The sequence below is a fragment of the Nocardia macrotermitis genome (assembly GCF_009604405.1).
In the GTDB taxonomy this organism is placed as follows: Bacteria; Actinomycetota; Actinomycetes; order Mycobacteriales; family Mycobacteriaceae; genus Nocardia; species Nocardia macrotermitis.
In genome coordinates this window covers 19,596-42,039 of the sequence record NZ_WEGK01000012.1, presented here as the reverse complement: position 1 = coordinate 42,039, position 22,444 = coordinate 19,596, and the positions used below count along the sequence as shown (strand labels likewise).

Below are 22,444 nucleotides of genomic sequence, written 5' to 3'. Positions count from 1 at the left end.
ATCCTCCACCGATTTCGAGAATGCGGCAGTGGCGGTCGTCACCGATCACCCCTGGTGAAGATCATGTGCGCGCTAACGTGGGCACGCGGTGTGATGGAGAGGAAACAAGCATGGTGCACACGAATTGGGCGGGCAACATCACGTTCGGGGCGCGCGAGGTGCATCGGCCCGGTGCGGTGGACGAGGTGCGGGCGCTGGTGGCCGGGGCCGGGCGGGTGCGGGCGCTGGGCAGTGGGCACTCGTTCAATCGGATCGCCGATACCGACGGTGAGTTGATCTCGCTGGCTGGGTTGCCGCCCCGGGTGGAGATCGACGCGGCGGCATCGCGTGTCACGGTGGCGGGCGGGTTGCGGTACGGGGATTTCGCCGACCGGCTGTACGCGGCGGGGTTCGCGTTGCCGAATCTCGGTTCGCTGCCGCATATTTCGGTGGCCGGGGCGGTGGCGACCGCGACACATGGTTCGGGGGTGCGGAATACGAGTCTGGCCTCGTCGGTGTCGGGTCTGGAATTGGTCACCGCGGAGGGCGAGTTGGTCGAGATCCGGCGTGGGCATCCGGATTTCGCGGGGATGGTGGTCGGGCTCGGCGGGTTCGGGGTGGTTACGGCGTTGACGTTGGATCTGGTGCCCGGCTTCGAGATCGCGCAGTACGTGTACGACCGGTTGCCCGCCGAGGAGTTCGCCGGGCACGCGCAGGAGATCCTCGGCGCGGGGTACAGCGTGAGCGTGTTCACCACGTGGCGGACCGATCAGCTGGATCAGGTGTGGGTGAAAGGTCCACGCACACAGGATGTTCCGGGTCCGCGATGGTTCGGTGCGACTCGCGCGGACGGTCCGCGTCATCCGGTTCCGGGGATGGATACGCGGCACTGCACGACCCAGCTGGGTGAGCCGGGTCCCTGGCAGCATCGGCTGCCGCATTTCCGGATGGATTTCACCCCGAGCACGGGCCGTGAGCTCCAGTCGGAGTTCTTCGTGCCGCGCGCGAATGTCGTGGCGGCGTACCGTGCGCTCGATACGATCCGGGATCGGATGTCCCCGCTGGTCCAGACCTGCGAGATCCGCACGATCGCGGCGGAGGGGCTGTGGCTGTCCCCCGCCGCCGAACGGGATTCGGCCGCATTCCATTTCACCTGGATCGATGACACCCCCGCGGTCACCGCGCTGCTACCGGTGATCGAGGAGTTGTTGAGCCCGTTCGCGGTTCGCCCGCACTGGGGCAAACTCTTCACCTGCGACGCGGCGACTCTGCGTACCCGGTACGACCACTACGCGGACTTCGAACGTCTTCTCGCACACTATGATCCGGGGGGCAAGTTCGGCAACGACTTCCTCGATCGCCACTTCACCCGTGCCTGATCCGCCTCAGACCTCGCTCGCCTGCCCGCTCAACGCCCGCGTACCGAGCGCGACCTCGATCGCCTCGTCCAGCTCGAGACGGAATTCCCGGTCCGGATCGACGGCGGGCCCGTCGTGATGGGTGATGACATCGCCGTCGATGACGTAGTGGAACACCGCCTCACCGATGTGCACGGTAACCCTGCCGTGGGCCACCTGCCGGGCCACCACCCGCCCCAGCGGTAAAGCGAACCAGTGCGCGCGCACCGCGTCGGTACTGCGACGAGCACCCAGATGCGGTGTGCCCCAATCCGATAGCGCCTCCAGTACCGGACGCAGCGCGGCACCGGAGTCGGTGAGTTCGTAAACCGCCGTGGCCGCGCGGGGCCCGACGCGGCGGCGGGTCAGGATGCCGTCCTGTTCCAGCTCGCGCAGCCGGGTGGCGAGCATATCGGTGCTGATGCCGGGCAGGTCGGCGAACAGATCGCTGTATCGCCTGGGGCCCGAGGACAATTCGCGCACCACCAGCAGGCTCCAGCGATCCCCTACGACGTCCAGGGCGCGACTGACCGAGCAGAAGTGGTCGTAGTTTCGGCGGGACACCTCACCCACTGTAGCGGAGCAGTTGGAAATTCCAAGTGCAAACTTGGAATTTCCAAGTACAGTGTGCGGAGGCCATCACGAGGAGGGACTTCCATGCAGCTGACCCAGTCCAGCAAACTCGCGGGCGTGTCGTACGAGATCCGCGGCCCGGTCGCCGAACAGGCCGCGCGCCTGGAGGCCGAGGGGCATCACGTCATCAAGCTGAACACCGGCAATCCGCTGCTGTTCGGATTCGAGGCGCCCGCGGAGATCCTGCAGGACATGGTGCGCGCGTTACCCGCTTCGAGCGGTTACAGCTCCTCCAAGGGCCTGCTCCCGGCGCGACGCGCGGTGGTCCAGTACTACCAGACCCTCGGGGTGCACGGGGTCGACGTGGAGGAGGTGTTCCTGGGCAACGGCGTGTCCGAGTTGATCATGATGGCATTGACCGCGCTGTTGGAGACCGGCGACGAAGTCCTCGTTCCCGCACCGGATTTCCCGCTCTGGACCGCCGCGACCACGCTCAACGGCGGGCGCGCGGTGCACTACCTGTGCGACGAGGGCGCGGACTGGTGTCCGGATCCGGTCGATATCGAGGCCCGGATCACCGACCGCACCCGCGCTATCGTCCTGATCAACCCGAACAATCCGACCGGCGCGGTGTACCCGCCCGAGGTGCTGCGCCCGATCCTGGACATCGCGCGCCGCCACAACCTGGTGGTGTTCTCCGACGAGATCTACGACAAGATCCTCTACGACGGCCTCACTCACACCGCGACGGCCTCGCTGGCCCCGGATCTGCTGTGCCTGACCTTCTCCGGGCTGTCCAAGGGCTACCGCTGCGCGGGCTTCCGTTCGGGCTGGCTGGTGGTCTCGGGCCCCACCCAGCATGCGGCCAGCTATCTCGAGGGCCTGACCATGCTCGCGGGGCTGCGCCTGTGCGCGAACGTTCCTGCGCAGCAAGCGATCCAGGCCGCCCTGGGCGGATATCAGAGCATCCACGACCTCACCCTGCCCGGTGGCCGCCTGCGCGAACAACGCGACCGCGCCGTGGAAGCCCTGACCTCGATTCCGGGCGTGTCGTGTGTGAAACCCAGGGGCGCGCTGTACGCGTTCCCCCGCATCGATCCGGCCGTCTACCCGATCCACGACGACGAACAGTTCGTCCTGGACCTGCTGCTCCAGGAAAAGGTGCACATCGTGCAGGGCACCGGCTTCAACTGGCCCCACCCCGACCATTTCCGCATCCTGACCCTGCCGCACGCCGACGACCTCGAGGCGGTCATCGAACGCATCGGCCGCTTCCTGTCGACCTATCGGCAGTGAGCCGCAGCAGGTATCGCCCGGATCATCCACGTCGATCGGCACGCTAGGTTGGTGATCATGCAGCACGACGGCCCCAGCGGCACCGCACTCGTGACCGCGTACGCCCGCGCGTACCACCAGCTCGCGGACCGCCCGATCATCCTGACCGACCCGCTCGCACTGCCCCTGCTCGGCATCACCGAGGCCGAACTCATCGAAAAGGTCGATCCTGCAAGCGGACACATCGTCAGCGCGGTCAGCGACAAGTCCCGGCGCCAGTTCTTCGCCACCCGCACCCGCTTCGCCGAGGACCGCGTGGCAGCCGCCTACACCACCGGAACCCGCCAGGTGGTCATCCTCGGCGCGGGCCTGGACACCTTCGCCTACCGCAACCCGCATCCGGACCTGCACGTCTACGAGGTCGACCACCCCGCGACCCAAGCATGGAAGCGCGAACGGCTCACCGCCGCCGGAATCGACCACCCCGGCACTCTCACGTTCGTCCCGGTCGACTTCGAAACCCAAACCCTCGCAACACAACTCGAGTCCGCAGGCTTCGACCGCACCGCCCCGGCCGTCTTCGTCTGGCTCGGCGTCGTCTACTACCTCACCCCCGAGGCCGCCCGCGCGACCCTGCAATACACAGCCACCCAGGCCCCACCCACCGAGGTCGTCTTCGACTACCTCCAACCCGCCGGAACCGACGAGGAAAAAGCCCACCTCCGCGCCCGCGCCGCCAGCCTGGCCGCCGCGGGCGAACCCTGGCTCACCTCGTTCACCCCCGAAGAAATAGCCACCCACCTGCACACCCTCGGTCTCACCGACATCGACGACCGTCCCGCGATCACCGCGGTCGCCAGCTACCTCGACAACGCCACCGACATCGAATCCGAATCTCCCCGCCCCCTACGCGCCATCCGCCTGCTGCGTGCCGCCCACCCATCCCGCGACATCTAGCCCCGGCAGCCGGCACGCGAGCCCGGTCCGCTATCCGCCGCGCATCACGTGCGAGTCGCCGATCCGCGCACCGATGCCAGGCGCTTCCGGAGCGATCTCGAAAAATGTGGGTGTTCAGCCACATTCGGGTTGCGATCCGATGTGCGGGGCCGGGTCGGTGTGGGTGCGCGGGTACGGTTGCGGGTGATGAGCACAGCTGCCGAATCCGCCGATCCGGGCTCGCCGGGGCAGGTCGTGGTGCCCGAGCCGGTGCGGGCCCAGGTGCGGCGCGGGGTGCGCAGTGTGCTGGTGGACGCGGCCGCGTTGCGGGAGGTGCGGGCCCGGTTCGATCAGGAGCAGGCCGCGGCGCTGGGGCGGTATCTGGAAGCCTCGCAGTCGCCGAATACGGTGCGCGCGTATCGATCCGATTGGATCGCGTGGTCGGGGTGGTGTGCTTCGGAGGGGCGTTGTGCGCTGCCGGCCGACCCGCTGGATGTGGCGGTCTACCTCGCCGCGGCCGCCGACACGCGCAAGCCGGACCGCGCGTGGGCATTCAGCGCCGCCACGCTCGAACGCAAGAGTGCCGCGATCGCCGCAGTGCACGCCGCCAACGGGCTGACCTCCCCGACCCGCACCGATGTGGTGCGCCTGACCCTGCGCGGTATCCGGCGCACCCGTCGCACGCAGCCGCGCCGCAAACGCCCCGTGCTGCTGCACACTCTCGAACAACTGCTGGCGGGTCTGCCCGAGCCGGGCTGGCCCACCGTACCCGCGCGCCGCCGCGACGCGCTGATCCTGCTGGTCGGATTCGCCGGGGCGTTGCGGCGCAGCGAGATCGCGGGCCTGCGCATCGGCGATATCCGGGTCGACACCGACCACGCCAACGGCGAGCCGATCCTGCTGATCCAGTTGCCCGCCACCAAGACCGACCCCACCGGCGTCGCCGCCCAGCGCGTGGCCCTCCCCCGCGGCCGCCACCCGCACACCTGCCCGGTCTGCGCCTACGCGGACTGGATTCGCCTGCGCGAGAACCACTTGCACCACGGTCGGCGTACTCTGCGCACCGCGCTGGAATCCGTCCCGGCCCCCGATCCGGCGATCCACCGCTGCCACGGTTTCACCGGAACCACCATCACCGACCCGAACCTGCCTCTGTTCCCCGCGGTATCCCGGCACGGCGGCATCGGCGCGACCCCCATGTCCGGCCGCGCGGTCGCCGAGTTGGTCAAACGCTACGCCGCCCGCGCGGGCCTGGACCCCACCCTGTTCTCCGGCCACTCCCTACGCGCCGGATTCGCCACCCAGGCCGCCCTCGGCGGCGCCAGCGACCGCGAGATCATGCGGCAGGGCCGCTGGTCCAACCCCCGCACCGTGCACGGCTACATCCGCACCGCCAACCCCCTCGAGGACAACGCCGTCACCCGCCTGGGCTTGTGAGGATCAGCGCGCGGTCACGAATTCCGTTATCGCGGTGGTCAATTCGGGTGCGAAGAACGCGCTGCCGTGATCGCCGGGCACCCGTACGAACCGCGCGTTCGGCAGCAATTCCGCGAGCCGATCGGCATCGGCGCGTTCGTCTCGATCGCCGATGGCGACCAGTACCGGGACGGTGATGCGGCGCAGGTCGTCCTCGGGTGTCGGCATGAGCGACTCCAGCACGTGCAGCAGTGCCCGCGGGTTCGCGCCGCCGTGCAGGATCGCGCGCGCGGCGCGTTCGTCGGCCGAATCCGGTTCGAACGCAACACCATCGACGAGTGCGGTGAGTACGCGACGATTCGCCCCGCCGCCCTGGGGACCGCTCACCTTCGCCAAACCCTGTCCCGCCACGATCGCCCGGCCGGGCGCCGCGCCCCGCGCGAGCATCCGGACCGCGATCCGCGCGCCGAGCGAATACCCGCCGAGGTCGTACTCCTGGTCGCCGAGCCCGAGGTGGTCGACGAGCGCGAGCCCGTCGGTGGCGAGCGCGTCGGCGGGATACCCGCGCGGATCATCGGCCCCGCCGCTGTCCCCGCAGCCGCGGAAGTCCGGGACGACCACGCGATGCCCCCGCTCGGCGAGCGTACGAACCAGTTCGGTGTCGAGCATGCGCGCGCCCGCGCCGCCGAAGCCCGGCAGCAGAATCAACGTCCGCCCGGCCCCGGTCTCGTGCCATGCCAGTTCCACACCATCGGAGCCGGTGAACAGATGTGCGCCCATGGGTACCAGAGCGTAGTTCGCATCGATTCACCGCGGCCGCGAGCAGCCGCACGATCCGGGGCAACACCTTGTCGCGCAACTCCTCCACCCCGCAATCTTGCGCGACAACAACTTTCGTCGAACCATCCCTGGATCGTCCGGTATCCCCGGACGCGTGGTATCGCATCGGGTCGGATCTCCGCAGATCCGTGCGAGGCGTTCAGTCGGGTGGGGCGAGGCGCTGGTCGTAGACGCTCGCGAGGTCGTTCAAGGCGGTGGCGCAGTCGCCGGTGAAGCTGGAGCCGTGCATGATCGCCAGGGTGGTCGGGTGTAGTTCGGCCAGGCGGCGCAGGGTGGTGGGGACCGCGGGGCCCAGGGAGGTCTGGTGGAAGACGTCCTCGGCGAGGGTGGCCGGTTCCACCAGGTCGGTGTCGGTGATCGCGGGGCCGTCGCCGAGTTGGGTCATCAGGTCGCCGCAGAACAGGACGCCGGTGGTCTGCTCGTACAGCACGCGGGACTCCCAGTTGTGCGGGGCGTGTGGGGTGTCCAGGTGTTGAATTCGCTTGTCGCCCAGGTCGATGACCTCACCGTCGTCCAGTCGGCGGGGTAGCCGGTCGGCCATGTCGTCCAGGGACACCACACAGCCCAGGACTCCGTGGGCGACCTGGGCGCGCGGGGCGGCGGCGAGGAAGGAGTTCATCGCCCCGGACTCGTCGGCCTCCACGTGCCCGAAGGTGATCCAGCGCAACTGTTCCACCGGCCGGATCCGCCCGATCGCGGCGGACACCTGCGGGAACAGCGCGCGCATACCGGTGTGGAACAGCAGTGGTTCCGCGGCGTCGACGAAGAACTGGTTGAAGGTGAACCCAGTGGGCCCGACCTCCGGGACGAAAGTCGAGAAACGGTAGATACCGTCAGCGATCTCATCGGTTCTGGTCTGCACGACCCAACACCTCCTGATGCCGAACCGGCAACCCCGGGTATGTGCGCAGCCTACTCGCCGGACTCCCCCTCCGGAACCGTCCCGGCACCGCATTCCGGCCATCCCCCGGCATACGATTCGAATCACCGACCACTCGACCAGGCAGGAGCGCCATGAGCACCGCCGACCACCTCGACTACGCCGATATCGAGGACGCCGCCCGGCGCATCGACGGGCACATCCGCCCGATCACCCTCGCCCCGGCCGACACCACCCCCGATGCGGCCGGATCACTGTGGCTGGCACTGGAATTCATGCAGCACACCGGCACGTTCAAGGCGCGCGGCGCGGCGAACTTCCTGGCCGCGCACCTCGAGGACCACACCCTGTCCGAGGTCGGCGTCACCATCGCCTCCGGCGGCAACGCCGGACTCGCGTGTGCCTGGGCCGCGCGCCGACACGACATCACCGCGACGGTATTCGTCCCCGCCAACGCCCCCGCCGTGAAGGTCGCCCGGCTGCTGGCCTACGGCGCGCGCGTCGAACAGATCGGTGACAGCTACGCCGACGCCGCCGAAGCCTGCGCGAAATTCGCCGCCGACACCGGCGCACTGCAATCCCACGCTTACGACAATCCCCTCATCGCGGCCGGAGCCGGAACGCTCATGCGCGAAATCCACGCCCAACTGCCCAGCGTGGACACCGTGCTGGTCGCGGTCGGCGGTGGCGGCCTGTACGCCGGAATCGCCACTGCCGCAGCACATCACGGAGTCCGGGTGATCGCGGTCGAACCCGAGAACTGCCGCGCCCTGCACGCCGCCCTCGAGGCCGGACAACCCGTCGCGGTCCCAGTCGACTCGATCGCCGCGGACTCCCTGGGCGCACGCATCGTCACCCCACTGGCGCTGACCGCCGCCGCGGCCTCGGACACCCGCTCCCTGCTCGTCTCCGACGCGGACATCATCGACGCCCGCGCCCGACTGTGGGACCACCGCCGCCTCGCGGTCGAACACGGCGGTGCCACCGCCCTGGCCGCTCTCACCAGCGGCGCGTACGTGCCCGCTCCCGATGAAACCGCGTGCGTTGTCCTGTGCGGAGCGAACACCTCCCTCGCCGACCTCGACACATCGAGCCGCTGAGTCCCGCTCACCGTGGGTTCCAGCAGCAGTTGCCGAAACAACGAATATGCGTAAACCGTTGGTATCGAACAGTTTCGCGCTCCGGGTGCGCGTTTCGTCTGGTAGTCCGGGACTCGGTGCGAGGATCAGGCACCACATTTGTTCGGACTGGCCCTCGAGATGCCGGGACATGCCCTCGTGGACGTAGAGCAGGTCACGTTCGAGGGCGTGGACCGACTCGCCCCCGTGCAGCCGACGGGCGATGTCATCGGCCGATGAGACCGGCCGGGGCTTGTGGCGACGCGGGTATTCGCAAACCAGGAGACATTCTCGGGTAGCCGCCGTGGATCAACGGACCGGCCTCGAAGAATCCCGCGAAGTCGGTTCACCGAACCACTGATGCAAGGCGTTCGACAGGGTCGACATGTTCGGGTTCTCGTCGGCGGCCCAAGCGACGTACCCGTCGGGCCGGATCAGCAGCGCGGACCACCCCGTCTGCTGTGCGGGTGCGATCGACACCACCTGTACCCGAGCGGCCCAGCCATCGACCGCGTCCCGCACTGTCGGGTTGCCGGCCAGATCCAGCAGCAGTGCACGTCCGTCGGCGCAATGGTCGCCGAGGTGTGTGCCGTCGGCCAGCTCGATATCCGGGGCGGGTGCTCCGACCATGTCGTGCGCCCCGGGCTCGTACCGGTGCAGGATGCCGGAAAGCTTGGCCAGTACGTAGGTCGCGCCGTCGGGTGTGGCGATGAGGTCGCTGAGCACGGTGCGCAGCGCCGAACTGCGTGCATCGGTGCGCAGTCCGGCGACTTGTGCGCGCGTCCACTCCAGCACCCACTCGCCGACGGGATGCCGCTCGGTGGTGTAGGTGTCGAGCAGATCCTTTGGCGCCCAGCCCTTTACGACGGCGGCGAGTTTCCAGCCCAGGTTCACCGCGTCACCGATGCCGAGGTTCTGTCCTTGCCCGCCCAGTGGTGAATGCACGTGTGCCGCGTCGCCGGCCAGCAGCACCCGGCCGAGTCGATACGTGGTCGCCTGTCGGGTGTGGTCGGTGAAGCGGGTGGCCGAGTGGATCGCGGTCACTTCGACGTCGACACCCGCCACCTTCCGCAGCGTCGCCTCCAGCTCCGCGGGCGTGATGGATGCGTCACGATCGTCCGGTGGGCCGTCGAGCTCCACGGTGACTATCCGCCCCGGGTACGGCCCGTGCAGATAGACGCCGCCGTCGGTGCGATTCCACCCGACTCGCAGTTTCTCGTGACCGATCATGTCGACGACGAACTGGCGCGCGGTGATCTCCGGGTCCACACCGGGGAAGTCGAATCCGGCGAGTTTGCGCACGACACTGCGCCCGCCGTCGGCGCCGACCAGCCATTCGCCGCGAACCGTGCGTCCGTCGCCCAATTCGACTGTGACACCGTCACTCTCGGCGGTGAATCCGGCAACCTCGGTGCCGCGCAGTACCGTGACGCCGAGCTCGGCCGCACGCTCGTTCAGCAGCGCCTCGATCTCCTGCTGCGACACCAGGACCACTCCGGCCGCAGGTCCGGCATGCGTGAACATCGGACGTGTGAAGTCGACCAGACCGATGTCGAGCACAATGCCCGAGAAGTGGGCTCCGACCGGACCGCCGCCGGCAGCGTTGTCGATGCCCTTGGACGCCAGGAACTTTCGTGTCCGCTCGACCGCGGCGTCGTGGAGTTCCTGTAGTTGCGGCAACATGCCGCGCCGTTGAAAGGCCCGGACCGTCGCCAAGTTCACATACCCGGCTTTCATCGTCGGGTCGATACTCGTGAGCCGTTCGATCACCAGCACGTCCACCCCGGCCAACCCCAGCTCGCACGCCAGCATCAGGCCGACCGGGCCACCTCCGGCGATCACCACGGAGTAGTCGGCTGCCCGGCCCGAGCGACTGTCTACGGCCTCGTGCGATGGAGCCAATGGATTCCCCTCGATCGTCGACGCTGGACCGGGCGGACGCGGAGAGCGTTCAACCCTGGCACACTAAAGCAGTCTTCGACTGCGTTAGGAACTATAAAGCCGCCGCCCACACAAACGCAAGCACTGACTGCGTTAAGGTGCGAGGGGTGAACGAGCGACAGCCAGTCCGACGGCCCGGCGGGCGCGCCGCCCGCGTCGGCGCGGCGGTCCACCGGGCGGTCACCGACCTGATCTGCGAACGCGGCTACGGCAACTTCACCGTCGGCGAGATCGCGGCCCGCGCGGGCGTCGCAGACAGCAGCATCTACCGCCGCTGGGGCAATCTGGAATGCCTGCTCGCCGAGGTGGCGCTCACCCGCCTCGACGCGGTCTCACCGATGCCCGACACCGGGAGCCTGGAGGGCGACCTGCGCACGTACGCGGCCCAGGTGGCCCGCGAAATCACCGGCCCCGACGGCCCCGCGGTCCTGCACCTGGCCATCGCCCTGTCGAGCAACGGTCAGCAGGGCCTGCGAGCCGCCGACAACCTGCGCACCGAACGCATGCGCCAACTACAGTCCATGCTCGACCGCTCCCACGACCGCGGCGAGCACGCCCCCGACGCACTCGACGTACTCGACCACATCCTGGCCCCCATGTACATCCGAGTGCTGTTCGACATGGGCCCGCTCACCTCGGACTACATCGACAGGCTCGTCGACCGATTGCTGTGATCCCGGCTCCCGAGAAGCAGCGCACTACCGATTCAGTCGATGCCCGAACGACTCGGACACCGTAACAACGTGCGCCGGAACAGGATTCACAAAGTCCCCGCGCGCGCATCCCGCCACAGATCCACCGCACCGTCCTCATCGAGGAGCGCGTCGATCTCGACCAGTTCCGCCGGGCTCAACGACGAATTACCCAGCGCCGCGACGTTCTGTTCCAGCTGCTCGACCGAGGACGCGCCGATCACCAGCGAGGTCACCCGCGGATCCCGCAACGCCCACACCAGCGCCAACTGCGCGAGCCGCTGACCGCGCCGCGCGGCGATCGCGTTCAGCGCACGCAGCCGCGCGATCATCGACTCGGTCAGCAACTCGCTCTGGAACGACTTACCTTGCGTCGCACGCGATCCCGCCGGAATACCGTCCAGGTACCGGGCAGTCAGCAGGCCCTGCGCCAGCGCGGTGAACCCGATGATCCCGAAACCCTCCGCGGCCGCGGTGTCGAGCAGCCCCTCGGTCTCGATCCAGCGATTGAGCATCGAATACGAGGGCTGATGGATCAGCAGCGGGGTGCCCGACTCCCGCAGCAGCCCCGCCATCCGCGCCGAATGCGCCGCGTCATAGGAGGAGATCCCGATGTACAGCGCCTTACCTTGGCGCACCGCGGTATCCAGCGCGGCCGCGGTCTCCTCGAGCGGCGTGGTCGGATCGAACCGGTGCGAATAGAAGATGTCGACATAGTCCAGCCCCAACCGGGACAGCGACTGATCCAGCGAGGCCAGCACGTATTTGCGCGACCCGCCGCCCTGCCCGTACGGCCCCGGCCACATATCCCACCCGGCCTTGGTCGACACGACCAACTCGTCGCGATAGGCCGCGAGATCCTCCCGCAGCAACCGCCCCGCATTGATCTCCGCGGACCCGTACGGCGGACCGTAGTTGTTCGCCAGATCGAAGTGCGTGATCCCCAGATCGAATGCGCGCAAAGCGATCTCACGCTGCACCGCGAACGGCCGATCATCCCCGAAGTTGTGCCAGAACCCGAGCGAGAGCACCGGCAGATCCAAACCCGAACGGCCGGTACGCCGATACTGCATCACCCCGTCGTAGCGGGCAGGGTCGGCACGGTAGGTCATCGGACTCCTCTCACGGTCGATCCGGTGATTCAAACACGGCGGCCGCACCCCGGCAGCGCGGACCGCACTCGCACGGCAACTCGGACCGTGGGCGGCGGACCACCGACCGCCAACTCCGGCAACGCCGCAACTGGACATACGACCATGTTCGGCGAACAATGACCACCGCTCCGGAGCGTCCGATCCGTACCCACCCGCGCTCCGGCTACCGTGCAGCTCGACCAGCCACTCGACGCCGAGGAGTCCGATGCGCCCGCTCACCCGACGCCACGCCCTGGCGGCCCTGGCCGCAGGCACCGCCGCCGCCCTCGCCGGACCGGCCGCCACCGCGGCCGCCCGCTCCGCGGCCCCGGCGACCGTGCCGCCCCTGGGCCGCGACTTCCTCTGGGGAGTCGCCAGCGCCGGATTCCAATGCGAAGGCCATGCCCGCGACAGCAACTGGACCCGCTACGTCGCGAAGAACTCCGGCTACGACCCCTACCGCGAGGCCGTCGACTTCTACACCCGCCACCCCTCCGACATCGCCCTGGCCGCACAACTCGGCGTCAACGTCTACCGCATCAGCGTCGAATGGTCCCGCATCCAGCCCACCCCCGGCCACTGGGACGAGGCCGGACTCGCCTTCTACGACCGCGTCCTGGACACCATCGCCGCCCACGGCATGCGCCCGATGATCACCCTCGACCACTGGGTCTACCCCGGCTGGGTCGCCGACCGCGGCGGCTGGGCCAACCCCGGCATCGTCGAACTGTGGCTCGCCAACGCCCGAAAAGTGGTGGACCGCTACGCATCCCGCACACCACTCTGGGTCACCTTCAACGAACCCGCCTTCTACCTGGTCAACGAACTCACCAACAACGGCGTCGCCGCGGACCAGGTACCCGCGATGCAACAGCGACTCGCCCAGGCGCACAACACCATCTACGACCACATCCACCGGCGGCAGCCCGGCGCGCGCGTCACCAGCAACGTCGCCTACACCCTCGGCACCGCCGAACCCGTCGTCAACGGCCCCATGGTCGACGCCATCGCCGCCAAACTCGACTACCTCGGCATCGACTACTACTACGGCTACAGCCCCCAATCGGTGCTGACCACCTCCCCCGCCGACTTCAAGAAACTCTGGAACCAGCCGCTGCAACCCGAGGGCATCTACTACGCGCTCGAATACTATGCGCGCCGCTTCCCCGGCAAACCCCTCTACATCGTCGAGAACGGCATGCCCACCTACAACGGACAGCCGCGCGCCGACCACTACACCCGCGCCGACGACCTGCGCGACACCGTCTACTGGCTGCAACGCGCCAAGGCCGACGGCATCCCGCTGATCGGCTACAACTACTGGAGCATCACCGACAACTACGAATGGGGCAGTTACGCACCGCGTTTCGGCCTCTACACCGTCGACGTGCTGACCGACCCCACCCTCACCCGCCACCCCACGGACGCGGTACCCGCCTACTCCGCGATCACCCGCGCCGGCGGCGTCCCCGCCGGATACCGCCCCACCCGCGCGCCGGCCGCCTGCGCCCTGGGCGACGCGCCGACCAGCTGCGCCGATCCGGTCACCGTGCCGCGCTGAGGAATTCACGCCGGACCTGCCCGTATGGTGAGTTCATGACAATCGAACCCGAGCTCGATCCGGCCCGAGTCGAGATAGGGCGGTTCTACCCCCAGTCACCCGAAATCGTCTGGCGGGCACTGACCGAACCCGCCCTGCTCGAACGCTGGCTGATGCCCTCGACCGGTTTCGATCCCGCGGTCGGCACCCATTTCCTGCTGTCGATGCCGGACAGCAGCACCGCCGAGATCGCCTGCGAGGTGCTCGCCACCACTCCCGGCGAGGCGATGACCTGGAGCTGGATGGACCTGCGCGCCCCGCAACCCGCCCGCTGGATCGTGGACTGGGAGGTGCACGCGCAGGGACACGGCACCCGCCTGCTGCTCACCCAGACCGGATTCGACATCGCGGACAAACGTCAGAAGATGGCCCGCAACGCCATCGAACGCGGCTGGCGGCAGGTACTGGCGACCACCCTCGCCGAGGTCCTCGACCAGCTCTGAGGCTCAGGCCGAACGCGACTCCGCGGTCGTGCGCGCCGCCGCCGGACTCTTCCCGAACGCCAGCACACCGTCCTCGATCCTGCCCTTGCGCAGCAGTTTGCGATCCCGGAAATAGTTGTTGATCACCTGCCACGGACCGTTCGTCCCCTGCCGCGGCATCACCGCGTCGCCGCGCTGGATGTAGCCGGAGGTCAACGCGCCGCCCATCATCGAATCCTCGGAGCGATCCCCCTCGCGCGGCACCGGGACCACCGTCGAATACCCGTGTGCGCGCATATGATTCAGCAATCGGCAGAAGTACTCCGCGGCCAGATCCGCCTTCAGCGTCCACGAGGCGTTCGTGTAACCGAGCACGATCATCGCATTGGGCACCCCGCCCAGCAGCGCGCCCTTGTAGGCGACCAGATCCCGCGTCCGGGTGGGGTTACCGTCGATCACCAGTTCCGCGCCACCGAGTATCTGCACCGTCAGGCCGGTCGCGCTGATGACGATGTCCGCCTCGAGCTCCTCGCCCGACTCCAAGCGGATCCCGGTCTCGGTGAAGGTCTCGATCCGATCGGTCACGATCGAGGCCCGGCCTTCGCGCAGCACCTTGAACAGATCCCCGTTCGGGACCACGCACAGCCGCTGATCCCACGGGTCGTAGCTCGGGCTGAAGTGCCGCATATCGATCCCGGACCCGACCTGCAACCGCACCGCGCTCAACAGCAGTTTGCGCGAGAGCGCCGGATTGGTCCGCGACAGCTGGAAACTGGCCCGCTGCAACGCGATATTGCGCGCGCGGCCGATCCGGTAGGCGATCGCCTCGGGCACCTTCGCCAGCTTGAACCCGACCGCGACCGGATCCTCCGCCGGGAGCGCGGTGATGTAGGTGGGCGAGCGCTGCAGCATCGTCACGTGCGCGGCGTCCCGGCTCATCGCGGGAATCAGCGTGATCGCGGTCGCGCCGCTGCCGATCACCACCACGCGCTTACCGCGATAGTCCAGATCCTCCGGCCAGTGCTGCGGGTGCACGATCGGCCCGCGGAAGCTCTCCTCGCCGGGGAAATGCGGCCGATAACCCTGGTCGTAGTCGTAGTAACCGGTGCAGCCGACCAGGAAATCGCTGGTGTAGGTCTCGGTCTCACCGGTCTGCTCGTCGATCGCGGTGACCGTCCAGATTCCCGCCTCGCTCGACCAGCTCGCCTCTGTCATCCGCCGCCCGAACCGGATGTGGTCGGTCACGCCGAACTCCGCGGCGGTATCGGCCACGTACTGCCGGATGTGCGGCCCGTCGGCCAGCACCTTGGTCCCGTTCCACGGTCGGAACCCGTACCCGAAGGTGTACATATCCGAATCGGACCGAATTCCCGGATACCGGAACAGGTCCCACGTCCCGCCGATGGCCGTGCGCCGCTCCAGGATGGCGTAACTGCGCCCGGTCCCCTCCCGGGTCAGATGGCAGGCCATCCCGATGCCCGACAGACCCGCGCCGATGATCAGTACGTCGACATGCCGCGTCATTGAGGTATCCGTTCCGTGTGATCCCACCCGGACGACCGTGACCGGGCACACCCCGAAGGTTACCTGTTATTGGTGGTTACGTCTATATGATCACCGCTCTCCCGTCGCACCAGCCCCCGGAAACGGCGAAGAACTCTCAACCAGAGGCTCCCACCCCGGACGATACGAGCCCAGACCGACGCACCCTTTCCTCGCCTGAGCCGTTTTAGACCGGTTTCGGCCAATGTTGGCCGAGTCCAGTCTGGATAGTTTTAATGTATGGATGCGCATATGTCGATACACCAATTGGAGGTATCCAGAACATCGCAGCTGCTCACCGATCCAGTTCCAGCCGCACTCAGCCGGATCGAGATGCGTTCATCTTCACCGGCACTATCCGGCCCAGCGCCTCTCCTCGCCTTATCGAGGGGCCGAATCTGCTTGTTGTCCTTGCTATTTCGGCGAACACGTCCCTCCCCCGGATCGGATTGACACGTTGCCGGAGTGGACATGTTTCAGTACGCATATCTTTGTATGAGTGTCTTCCAGAACGGTGATGCTGTTTTGGAGAACTCCACCGCGAGCCCGGCTCCGAGCACACGCACGGACGGCTCGGGGCCGGAAACCACACGCCTCGGTATCCCCCGTGCAACGACTTCGCGCCGATCCCGATCGGTCGCCGGAAACCGTTCGCGGGCACATGTTTTCGCAGTAACCTTGAGGGACGAGGTGATGAGGGTGGACGTCGTTGTCTTCGCCGGATGCGCGATGGCCGTACTGGTTGCCTGGTGTGTCGTCGCGTTGCGGATCACCGGGCGGATGCCGGGTGTGCGGCGGCGACCGGCCCCGCCCACTCCCCCGGCACCCCAGGATCAGCCCGCGCCGGTGATCGACCTGCGGCTGAGCGTCGAATGGGCGTCGCCGCGACAGGTCTGGCCCGCGCTCACGGCCGAGAACACGCTGCTCGCAGCCCGGCTCGCCGGACGTCTCACACCGGGGGAATACCGCGCCCGCATGCTCGAGCTGGCCCGCCGCTGCGAACCGCGTCCGACCGCCGGAAGCGAGTGAGGCGGGGACCTTCGTCCCTCGGCCGCCCGCGCACCGACCCGATCCCCGAACACCGCGATCCGATCCGGCCCGCATTCACAGCGGCCGGTCTGATGTTCGTCGTGGCGGCGATCTGTGTGCCCTGGCTACCGGATTGGGCCACCGACTACGGCGCCATATTGGTTTACTGGGCAGCGGCCCTGTACCTGGCGATCGCGATAGGCTTGGTGCGATGGGCAGTACGGGCCCGACGAGCGAACCATCGTGGCCGCAGGCGCCGCAGGGAGAACGGATACCGCCGATGATCGAGGTTTTCCTGGTCGATGATCACGAGATCGTGCGTCGCGGCCTGGTCGACCTACTCGGGGAGGACCCCGAGCTCACCGTCGTCGGCGAGGCCGGCGACGTCGCGCAGGCGATGGCGCGCATCCCCTCCTTGCGCCCTGACGTGGCCGTCCTGGATGTGCGCCTGCCCGACGGCAACGGCATCGAACTGTGCCGCGAACTGCTGTCCCGGCTCGACGGCCTGCGCTGCCTGATCCTGACCTCCTACACCGACGAGCAGGCCATGATGGATGCGATCCTCGCCGGGGCCAGCGGTTATGTCGTCAAGGACATCAAGGGGATGGAACTGGCCCGCGCGATCAAGGAGGTCGGTTCGGGCAGGTCCCTGCTGGACAACCGCGCCGCGGCGGCCCTGATGACGCGGCTGCGCGAGGGCACCGACGGCCCGCTGGCGTCGCTGACCGACCAGGAGCGCAAACTGCTGGACCTGCTCGGTGAGGGGTTGACCAACCGGCAGATCGCCGAGCGGATGTTCCTGGCGGAGAAGACGATCAAGAACTACGTCTCCCGGCTGCTGGCCAAACTCGGCTTCGAGCGCCGCACCCAGGCCGCGGTGTACGCGTCCAAACTCCGCACCGGACAACAGAATTCGTTCTGAGTTCCGCACGCCCGGTCAGTATCCGCCGCGCAGCGCGATCCCGCTGACGATCGTCGGCTCGATCGCGACGACCACGTCCCCGGCCCGATCCAGCCCCGACCGCAGCATCGGCTCGTAGCGCGCGATCAGATCCGGATCGGTGATCGGATGCGCGGGACCGGTGACCACCACCGCCCATCCGCTGCGCCCGTGCGGATCCAGGTCGTCGGCCTCGTACGCGACCACCACCCGGTCTCGCGCGCAGACCACGTCGGTGGTGCGGGAGATCAGCCGCACCAGCACGATGATCCGGTCGTCCCGCACGATGTGCCGCACCGGCCGGATCGCCGGCAGCGCGTCGCGGGTGAATACCACCCGCCCGCACGCCGCCTGGGCCAGCAGTCGCATGGCCTCGGCGCGATCGAGGTCGACCACGGAACCACGGTGGCCCGTCGGCCTGCTCTCGCCGCTCACGGGCTCCGGTTCGGTATCGGTCGGGTTGGGCTCGATCCACACGTCGCGACCGTCTCCTTCCGCACCACCTGCCGCCCCGTTACCGTCTCGTCATCCATCCGACCACCACACCCCGCCCGTCCGACAGAGAACAAGGTCCCGAGCCGCCGAGCCCCCGGCACCTGCGTGCCACACACTCCGGGCCGGGAGTATGCTTTCCGGGCCCGAGCGTGACTCCGCCGACTCTCAGGATTGCCGATATGGCCGATCTGCCGGACCCACCGCCGCGGTCCGCGCAGCCGTCCGCCGCCGAACCGTATTCGGTGCGTGATGCCCTGTCCCAGTTGCGATTACGGGAACTGCTCACCGAGGTCCGGGATCGCGTCGAGGAGGTCATCGACGTCCGGGACCGGATGGACGAGCTGGTCGAGGCGATCCTCGCGATCACCTCCGGCCTCGATCTGGACAACACCCTGCACACCATCGTGCGCACCGCGGTCAGCCTGGTGGACGCCGGGTACGGCGCGCTCGGGGTGTACGGACCGAATCGCCGCCTGGACAAGTTCGTGCACCAGGGCGTGGACACCGCCACCCGCGAGCGGATCGGGGTCCTGCCCCAGGGCCGCGGGGTGCTCGGCCTGATGTGCGATCCCCCGCACACGGTGCGGCTCAACGATGTGGCTGCGCATCCCGCCGCGGTCGGCTTCCCGCCGAATCATCCGCGAATGGGATCATTTCTCGGTGTGCCCGTTCGCATTCGGGACGACGTCCTGGGCGGGCTGTACCTGACCGAGAAGTCCGGTGGGCAGCCGTTCACCGAGGACGACGAGGTGATCGTCGAGGCGCTGGCCGCGGCGGCCGGGATCGCGATCGACAACGCCCGTCTCTACGAGTCGGTCCGCGCCCGCGAGGACTGGACCGCGGCCACCCGCGATATCACCACCGAATTCCTGGCCGGCGCCCCGACGACCGAGGTGCTGGCGCATCTGACCGACCGGGCTCGCGGCCTGACCCGTTCGCGGTGGGCGTATCTGGCGCTCACCCCGGATCCGGACGACCCGGATGCGGCGTCGGGCGAGCTGGAGATCTCCGAATGGTCCGGTCCCGCCACGCGATTCGGCCCCGGACACGCGCTGACCACCGTCGACACCGCGATCGGCGCGGTGCTGCGCAAATGCGAGACCGCGACGTTCGAGGACGCCGAGACCTGCGATCTGGCCGAGATCGTCCCCGACGCCGGCCCGGTCCTGATCGCCCCGCTGCACACTCCCGACGCCCGGATCGGGGTCCTGGTGTTGTCGCGCGACAGTGGATCCGGACCCTATTCGGCCGAAATCGCGGATCTGGTCACCGGTTTCACCGATCAGACCGCGATGGCGATGCAGTTGGCCCGCGCGCAGCGCCGGATGCAGGTGATCGACATCCTCACCGATCGCGACCGGATCGCCCAGGATCTGCACGATCACGTCATCCAGCAGCTGTTCGCCATCGGCCTGACCCTCCAGGGAACCATTCCGCGCGCGCAATCGCCGCAGGTGCGCGAGCGGCTCAGCGATGTGGTCAACGATCTGCAGGACGTGGTGCAGGAGATCCGCACCTCCATCTTCGAACTGCACGGTGGCGACCGGCGCGGTACCCAACTGCGCGAACGTATCGCGTGGGTGGTGCGGCAGCAGTGCGCGCACCGGCAGGTCCGCTCGGCGCTGCGGGTCGACGGGCCGCTGTCGGTGATCGGGCCGGAGCTGGCCGAGCACGCGGAAACCGTGGTGCGCGAAGCGGTTGCCGAGGCGCTGCGGCGTTCGGACACGACGAGCGTGGAGATCGCGATCGGGATCGCGGACGATCTCACGGTGCTGGTGATCGATGACGGCGTACCGGATCCGGGCGATCCGCAGTCCGACGCCGGGCTCGCGGATCTGCGCCGCCGCGCCGAACGTTCCGGCGGCCGGTTCACCGTGGGGTCGGCGGCTCCGGCGTCGAGCGGCACCCGCCTGTTCTGGTCCGCTCCCCTGCACTGATCGGCGACGTCGGTCGTTCCGGATGAAATCTCGTCCCCGATAAACATAGGTAGCCTATATAGGTATGTGATACACACGACATATGGGCACACCACATCCCGATGAGGACCTGGGCGAGATGGCCTCGACCCTGATCGAGGTGTCGGCAATGCTGGTGCGGCAGTTGCCGAGTCGTCAGCAGATCAGTCTCACCACGATCTCCACCCTCGGCAGGCTCGATCGGGAAGGTCCGCAGCGGCTCACCGCGCTGGCCACCGCCGAGGGCGTGGCGCAGCCGTCGATGACCCAGCTGGTGCACAAACTCGAGGCGGGCGGACTCGTCGAGCGACGACCCGATCCGCAGGACGGGCGCGGCTGCCTGATCGAGGTCACCACCGCCGGACGCCGGATCCTGGCCGAACGCCGTCGCGAGCGCCGGGACTGGCTGGCCGAACGCCTCGCCGCCCTCCCTGACCGGGAGCGCGCGGAACTCGGCGCGGCGATCCGGGCTGCACTGCCCATCGTGCGCCGGGCAGTGCAGCCCGGCGACGTGCTCGACAAGTAAGCGCGACAGGGGTTTTCACGATTCCTGCCGGAGTTCGACGGACGGAACGGATCGATGGCTATCGAAGAACTGACCCGCGCCGGGGGCGAGGGGCCCGGGGGCCGCAGCACCTGGATCGGGGTCGACCATCCCCGCTACAAGTGGGTGGCGCTGACCAATACCACCCTCGGCATGCTGATCGCGACCGTCAACGCCTCGATCGTGCTGATCTCGCTACCGGGCATCTTCAACGGCATCCGGCTCGATCCGCTACAGCCCGGCAATGTCAGCTATCTGCTGTGGGTGCTGATGGGATACATGCTGGTCACCGCCGTGCTGGTGGTCGCGCTGGGTCGGCTGGGCGACATGTGGGGCCGGGTGCGGATCTACAACGCCGGATTCGGCATCTTCACCCTCACCTCGGTGGCGTTGTCGCTGGATCCGCTGCACGGGGCGGGAGGGGCGCTGTGGTTGATCGGCTGGCGACTGGTGCAGGCCATCGGCGGCGCGATGCTGATGGCCAATTCCGCGGCCATCCTGACCGACGCGTTTCCGGCTCGGCAGCGCGGAATGGCGTTGGGCGTCAACATGGTTGCCGGTATCGCCGGATCGTTCATCGGTTTGATCCTGGGCGGCGCGCTGGTGGCGTGGGACTGGCGGTCGGTGTTCTGGGTGAACGTGCCGATCGGGCTCATCGGCACGGTATGGGCGTATCGCTCACTGCACGAGACGGGGGTGCGCACGCCCGGCCGGATGGACTGGTGGGGCAATCTGACCTTCGCGGTCGGGCTCACCGCGCTGCTGGCCGGAATCACCTACGGCATCCAGCCCTACGGCGGGCACACCATGGGCTGGACGAATCCGTGGGTGCTGGCCGGGCTGATCGGCGGGGTGCTGATGCTGGTGGTGTTCTGCATCGTGGAGGTCGAGGTCGCCGAGCCGATGTTCCCGCTGCGGCTGTTCCGCAACGCCGAATTCGCCGGGGGCAACGCGGCCACGCTGCTGGGCGCGATCGCCCGGGGCGGGTTGCAGTTCATGCTGATCATCTGGTTGCAGGGCATCTGGCTGCCGCTGCACGGGTACGACTACGCGGATACGCCGCTGTGGGCCGGGATCTATCTGCTGCCGCTGACGTGCGGATTCCTGGTCGCGGGACCGATCGCCGGATATCTGTCGGACCGGTTCGGGGCCCGGCAGTTCGCGGCGGCCGGGTTCGTGGTGATGGCGTTGTCCTTCGGCGGGATGCTCGCGCTGCCGACGAACTTCGCGTACTGGGTGTTCGCGCTGCTGGTTTTCGTCAACGGGCTGGGTAGTGGGTTGTTCGCCGCGCCGAATACCGCGATCATCATGTCCAGCGTTCCGGCCGCGGCCCGGGGTGCGGCGTCGGGGATGCGCGCGACGTTCCAGAACGCGGGCATGGTGTTGTCGATGGGCGTGTTCTTCTCACTCATGATCGCGGGGCTGGCCGGGTCGATGCCCAACACGTTGTTCAGCGGGCTCACCGCGCAGGGCGTGCCCGCGGCGGCGGCTCGCTCGATCTCGACGTTGCCGCCGGTGGGTGTGCTGTTCGCGGCGTTCCTGGGCTACAACCCGATCGAACATCTGCTGGGGCCGGACATTCTGCATCAGTTGCCCGCCTCGAATGCCGCGACGTTGACCGGGCGGCAGTTCTTCCCGAATCTGGTGTCGCAGCCGTTCCACGACGGGCTGGTCGTGGTGTTCTCGATGGCGATCGCGATGTCGGTGGTGGCGGCGGTTGCCTCGCTGGTGCGTAGT

19 protein-coding genes and 1 pseudogene are annotated in these 22,444 nt (G+C 68.2%); 13 read left to right on the top strand and 7 right to left on the bottom strand.

The window, feature by feature from the left end; translation table 11 throughout:
• The first annotated feature begins 110 nt into the window (after positions 1-110).
• Positions 111-1,358 (top strand): FAD-binding protein, encoded by a 1,248-nt coding sequence (locus NRB20_RS25325; RefSeq protein WP_153413296.1) that lies wholly within the window; start codon positions 111-113, stop codon positions 1,356-1,358.
• 6 nt (positions 1,359-1,364) lie between these two features.
• Here NRB20_RS25325 and NRB20_RS25320 read toward each other — a convergent pair whose 3' ends face one another.
• On the bottom strand, positions 1,365-1,940 hold the full coding sequence (locus NRB20_RS25320) for a winged helix-turn-helix transcriptional regulator (RefSeq protein ID WP_319945377.1): 576 nt from the start codon (positions 1,938-1,940) through the stop codon (positions 1,365-1,367).
• Between the two features lie 93 nt (positions 1,941-2,033).
• Here NRB20_RS25320 and NRB20_RS25315 point away from each other — a divergent pair, with 93 nt between their 5' ends.
• The 3 genes from NRB20_RS25315 (at position 2,034) to NRB20_RS25305 (ending at position 5,597) form a co-directional block, all read left to right on the top strand.
• The gene (locus NRB20_RS25315) at positions 2,034-3,245 is read left to right on the top strand and encodes a pyridoxal phosphate-dependent aminotransferase (RefSeq protein ID WP_153413294.1); all 1,212 of its coding nucleotides are present in this window, start codon (positions 2,034-2,036) and stop codon (positions 3,243-3,245) included.
• A 57-nt stretch (positions 3,246-3,302) separates the two neighbouring features.
• Positions 3,303-4,181, top strand: a complete 879-nt coding sequence (locus NRB20_RS25310; protein ID WP_153413292.1) for a class I SAM-dependent methyltransferase — start codon at positions 3,303-3,305, stop codon at positions 4,179-4,181.
• Positions 4,182-4,367: 186 nt separating this feature from the next.
• Positions 4,368-5,597: a site-specific integrase gene (locus NRB20_RS25305; protein WP_153413290.1), complete on the top strand. Its 1,230-nt coding sequence runs from the start codon at positions 4,368-4,370 to the stop codon at positions 5,595-5,597.
• 3 nt (positions 5,598-5,600) lie between these two features.
• Here the strand turns inward: NRB20_RS25305 and NRB20_RS25300 are convergent, their stop codons facing one another.
• A complete protein-coding gene (locus tag NRB20_RS25300; RefSeq protein WP_153413288.1) occupies positions 5,601-6,356 on the bottom strand; it encodes an alpha/beta fold hydrolase in 756 nt (251 codons plus the stop codon).
• A 199-nt stretch (positions 6,357-6,555) separates the two neighbouring features.
• Positions 6,556-7,278, bottom strand: a complete 723-nt coding sequence (locus tag NRB20_RS25295) for an oxygen-binding di-iron domain-containing protein (RefSeq protein ID WP_319945376.1) — start codon at positions 7,276-7,278, stop codon at positions 6,556-6,558.
• Positions 7,279-7,430: 152 nt separating this feature from the next.
• Here NRB20_RS25295 and NRB20_RS25290 point away from each other — a divergent pair, with 152 nt between their 5' ends.
• Positions 7,431-8,396, top strand: coding sequence for a threonine/serine dehydratase (locus tag NRB20_RS25290; protein ID WP_153413286.1), 966 nt, complete (start codon positions 7,431-7,433; stop codon positions 8,394-8,396).
• 327 nt (positions 8,397-8,723) lie between these two features.
• On the opposite strand, the gene NRB20_RS25285 is transcribed toward NRB20_RS25290, so the two are convergent.
• Entirely contained in the window at positions 8,724-10,316 is a 1,593-nt protein-coding gene (locus NRB20_RS25285; RefSeq protein ID WP_227833856.1) for an FAD-dependent monooxygenase, read from the bottom strand.
• 146 nt (positions 10,317-10,462) lie between these two features.
• Here NRB20_RS25285 and NRB20_RS25280 point away from each other — a divergent pair, with 146 nt between their 5' ends.
• The gene (locus NRB20_RS25280; protein ID WP_319945375.1) at positions 10,463-11,029 is read left to right on the top strand and encodes a TetR/AcrR family transcriptional regulator; all 567 of its coding nucleotides are present in this window, start codon (positions 10,463-10,465) and stop codon (positions 11,027-11,029) included.
• Positions 11,030-11,115: 86 nt separating this feature from the next.
• Here the strand turns inward: NRB20_RS25280 and mgrA are convergent, their stop codons facing one another.
• On the bottom strand, positions 11,116-12,159 hold the full coding sequence (mgrA, locus tag NRB20_RS25275; protein WP_153413282.1) for an L-glyceraldehyde 3-phosphate reductase: 1,044 nt from the start codon (positions 12,157-12,159) through the stop codon (positions 11,116-11,118).
• A gap of 247 nt (positions 12,160-12,406) precedes the next feature.
• Here mgrA and NRB20_RS25270 point away from each other — a divergent pair, with 247 nt between their 5' ends.
• Positions 12,407-13,741, top strand: coding sequence for a glycoside hydrolase family 1 protein (locus NRB20_RS25270; RefSeq protein WP_153413280.1), 1,335 nt, complete (start codon positions 12,407-12,409; stop codon positions 13,739-13,741).
• Positions 13,742-13,776: 35 nt separating this feature from the next.
• Positions 13,777-14,223 (top strand): SRPBCC family protein, encoded by a 447-nt coding sequence (locus tag NRB20_RS25265; RefSeq protein WP_153413279.1) that lies wholly within the window; start codon positions 13,777-13,779, stop codon positions 14,221-14,223.
• Positions 14,224-14,226: 3 nt separating this feature from the next.
• On the opposite strand, the gene NRB20_RS25260 is transcribed toward NRB20_RS25265, so the two are convergent.
• Entirely contained in the window at positions 14,227-15,726 is a 1,500-nt protein-coding gene (locus tag NRB20_RS25260; RefSeq protein ID WP_153413276.1) for a flavin-containing monooxygenase, read from the bottom strand.
• A gap of 717 nt (positions 15,727-16,443) precedes the next feature.
• Here NRB20_RS25260 and NRB20_RS25255 point away from each other — a divergent pair.
• Positions 16,444-16,773, top strand: a complete 330-nt coding sequence (locus tag NRB20_RS25255) for a hypothetical protein (protein WP_153413274.1) — start codon at positions 16,444-16,446, stop codon at positions 16,771-16,773.
• A gap of 280 nt (positions 16,774-17,053) precedes the next feature.
• Positions 17,054-17,695, top strand: a complete 642-nt coding sequence (locus NRB20_RS25250; RefSeq protein ID WP_153413272.1) for a response regulator — start codon at positions 17,054-17,056, stop codon at positions 17,693-17,695.
• 15 nt (positions 17,696-17,710) lie between these two features.
• On the opposite strand, the gene NRB20_RS25245 is transcribed toward NRB20_RS25250, so the two are convergent.
• Positions 17,711-18,109: a pyridoxamine 5'-phosphate oxidase family protein gene (locus NRB20_RS25245; RefSeq protein WP_319945374.1), complete on the bottom strand. Its 399-nt coding sequence runs from the start codon at positions 18,107-18,109 to the stop codon at positions 17,711-17,713.
• A 278-nt stretch (positions 18,110-18,387) separates the two neighbouring features.
• On the opposite strand from NRB20_RS25245, the gene NRB20_RS25240 reads away from it, so the two are divergent.
• From NRB20_RS25240 to NRB20_RS38405, 3 genes and pseudogenes are all read left to right on the top strand, one after another.
• Entirely contained in the window at positions 18,388-20,145 is a 1,758-nt protein-coding gene (locus NRB20_RS25240; RefSeq protein WP_153413270.1) for a GAF domain-containing sensor histidine kinase, read from the top strand.
• Positions 20,146-20,227: 82 nt separating this feature from the next.
• Positions 20,228-20,689 carry a MarR family winged helix-turn-helix transcriptional regulator gene (locus tag NRB20_RS25235; protein WP_153413268.1) on the top strand — a complete coding sequence of 154 codons (462 nt, stop codon included), beginning with the start codon at positions 20,228-20,230 and terminating at the stop codon, positions 20,687-20,689.
• A gap of 171 nt (positions 20,690-20,860) precedes the next feature.
• Positions 20,861-22,435, top strand: a pseudogene (locus NRB20_RS38405) (MFS transporter); the annotation flags it as partial.
• Between the last annotated feature and the right edge of the window lie 9 nt (positions 22,436-22,444).

Excerpts from the sequence above, each read along its gene's own strand:
- NRB20_RS25325 (WP_153413296.1), top strand. The coding sequence starts at position 111 with ATGGTGCACACGAATTGGGCGGGCAACATCACGTTCGGGGCGCGCGAG.
- NRB20_RS25315 (WP_153413294.1), top strand. The coding sequence starts at position 2,034 with ATGCAGCTGACCCAGTCCAGCAAACTCGCGGGCGTGTCGTACGAGATC.
- NRB20_RS25310 (WP_153413292.1), top strand. The coding sequence starts at position 3,303 with ATGCAGCACGACGGCCCCAGCGGCACCGCACTCGTGACCGCGTACGCC.
- NRB20_RS25305 (WP_153413290.1), top strand. The coding sequence starts at position 4,368 with ATGAGCACAGCTGCCGAATCCGCCGATCCGGGCTCGCCGGGGCAGGTC.
- NRB20_RS25300 (WP_153413288.1), bottom strand. The coding sequence starts at position 6,356 with ATGGGCGCACATCTGTTCACCGGCTCCGATGGTGTGGAACTGGCATGG.
- NRB20_RS25290 (WP_153413286.1), top strand. The coding sequence starts at position 7,431 with ATGAGCACCGCCGACCACCTCGACTACGCCGATATCGAGGACGCCGCC.
- mgrA (WP_153413282.1), bottom strand. The coding sequence starts at position 12,159 with ATGACCTACCGTGCCGACCCTGCCCGCTACGACGGGGTGATGCAGTAT.
- NRB20_RS25270 (WP_153413280.1), top strand. The coding sequence starts at position 12,407 with ATGCGCCCGCTCACCCGACGCCACGCCCTGGCGGCCCTGGCCGCAGGC.
- NRB20_RS25265 (WP_153413279.1), top strand. The coding sequence starts at position 13,777 with ATGACAATCGAACCCGAGCTCGATCCGGCCCGAGTCGAGATAGGGCGG.
- NRB20_RS25260 (WP_153413276.1), bottom strand. The coding sequence starts at position 15,726 with ATGACGCGGCATGTCGACGTACTGATCATCGGCGCGGGTCTGTCGGGC.
- NRB20_RS25250 (WP_153413272.1), top strand. The coding sequence starts at position 17,054 with ATGATCGAGGTTTTCCTGGTCGATGATCACGAGATCGTGCGTCGCGGC.
- NRB20_RS25240 (WP_153413270.1), top strand. The coding sequence starts at position 18,388 with ATGGCCGATCTGCCGGACCCACCGCCGCGGTCCGCGCAGCCGTCCGCC.
- NRB20_RS25235 (WP_153413268.1), top strand. The coding sequence starts at position 20,228 with ATGGGCACACCACATCCCGATGAGGACCTGGGCGAGATGGCCTCGACC.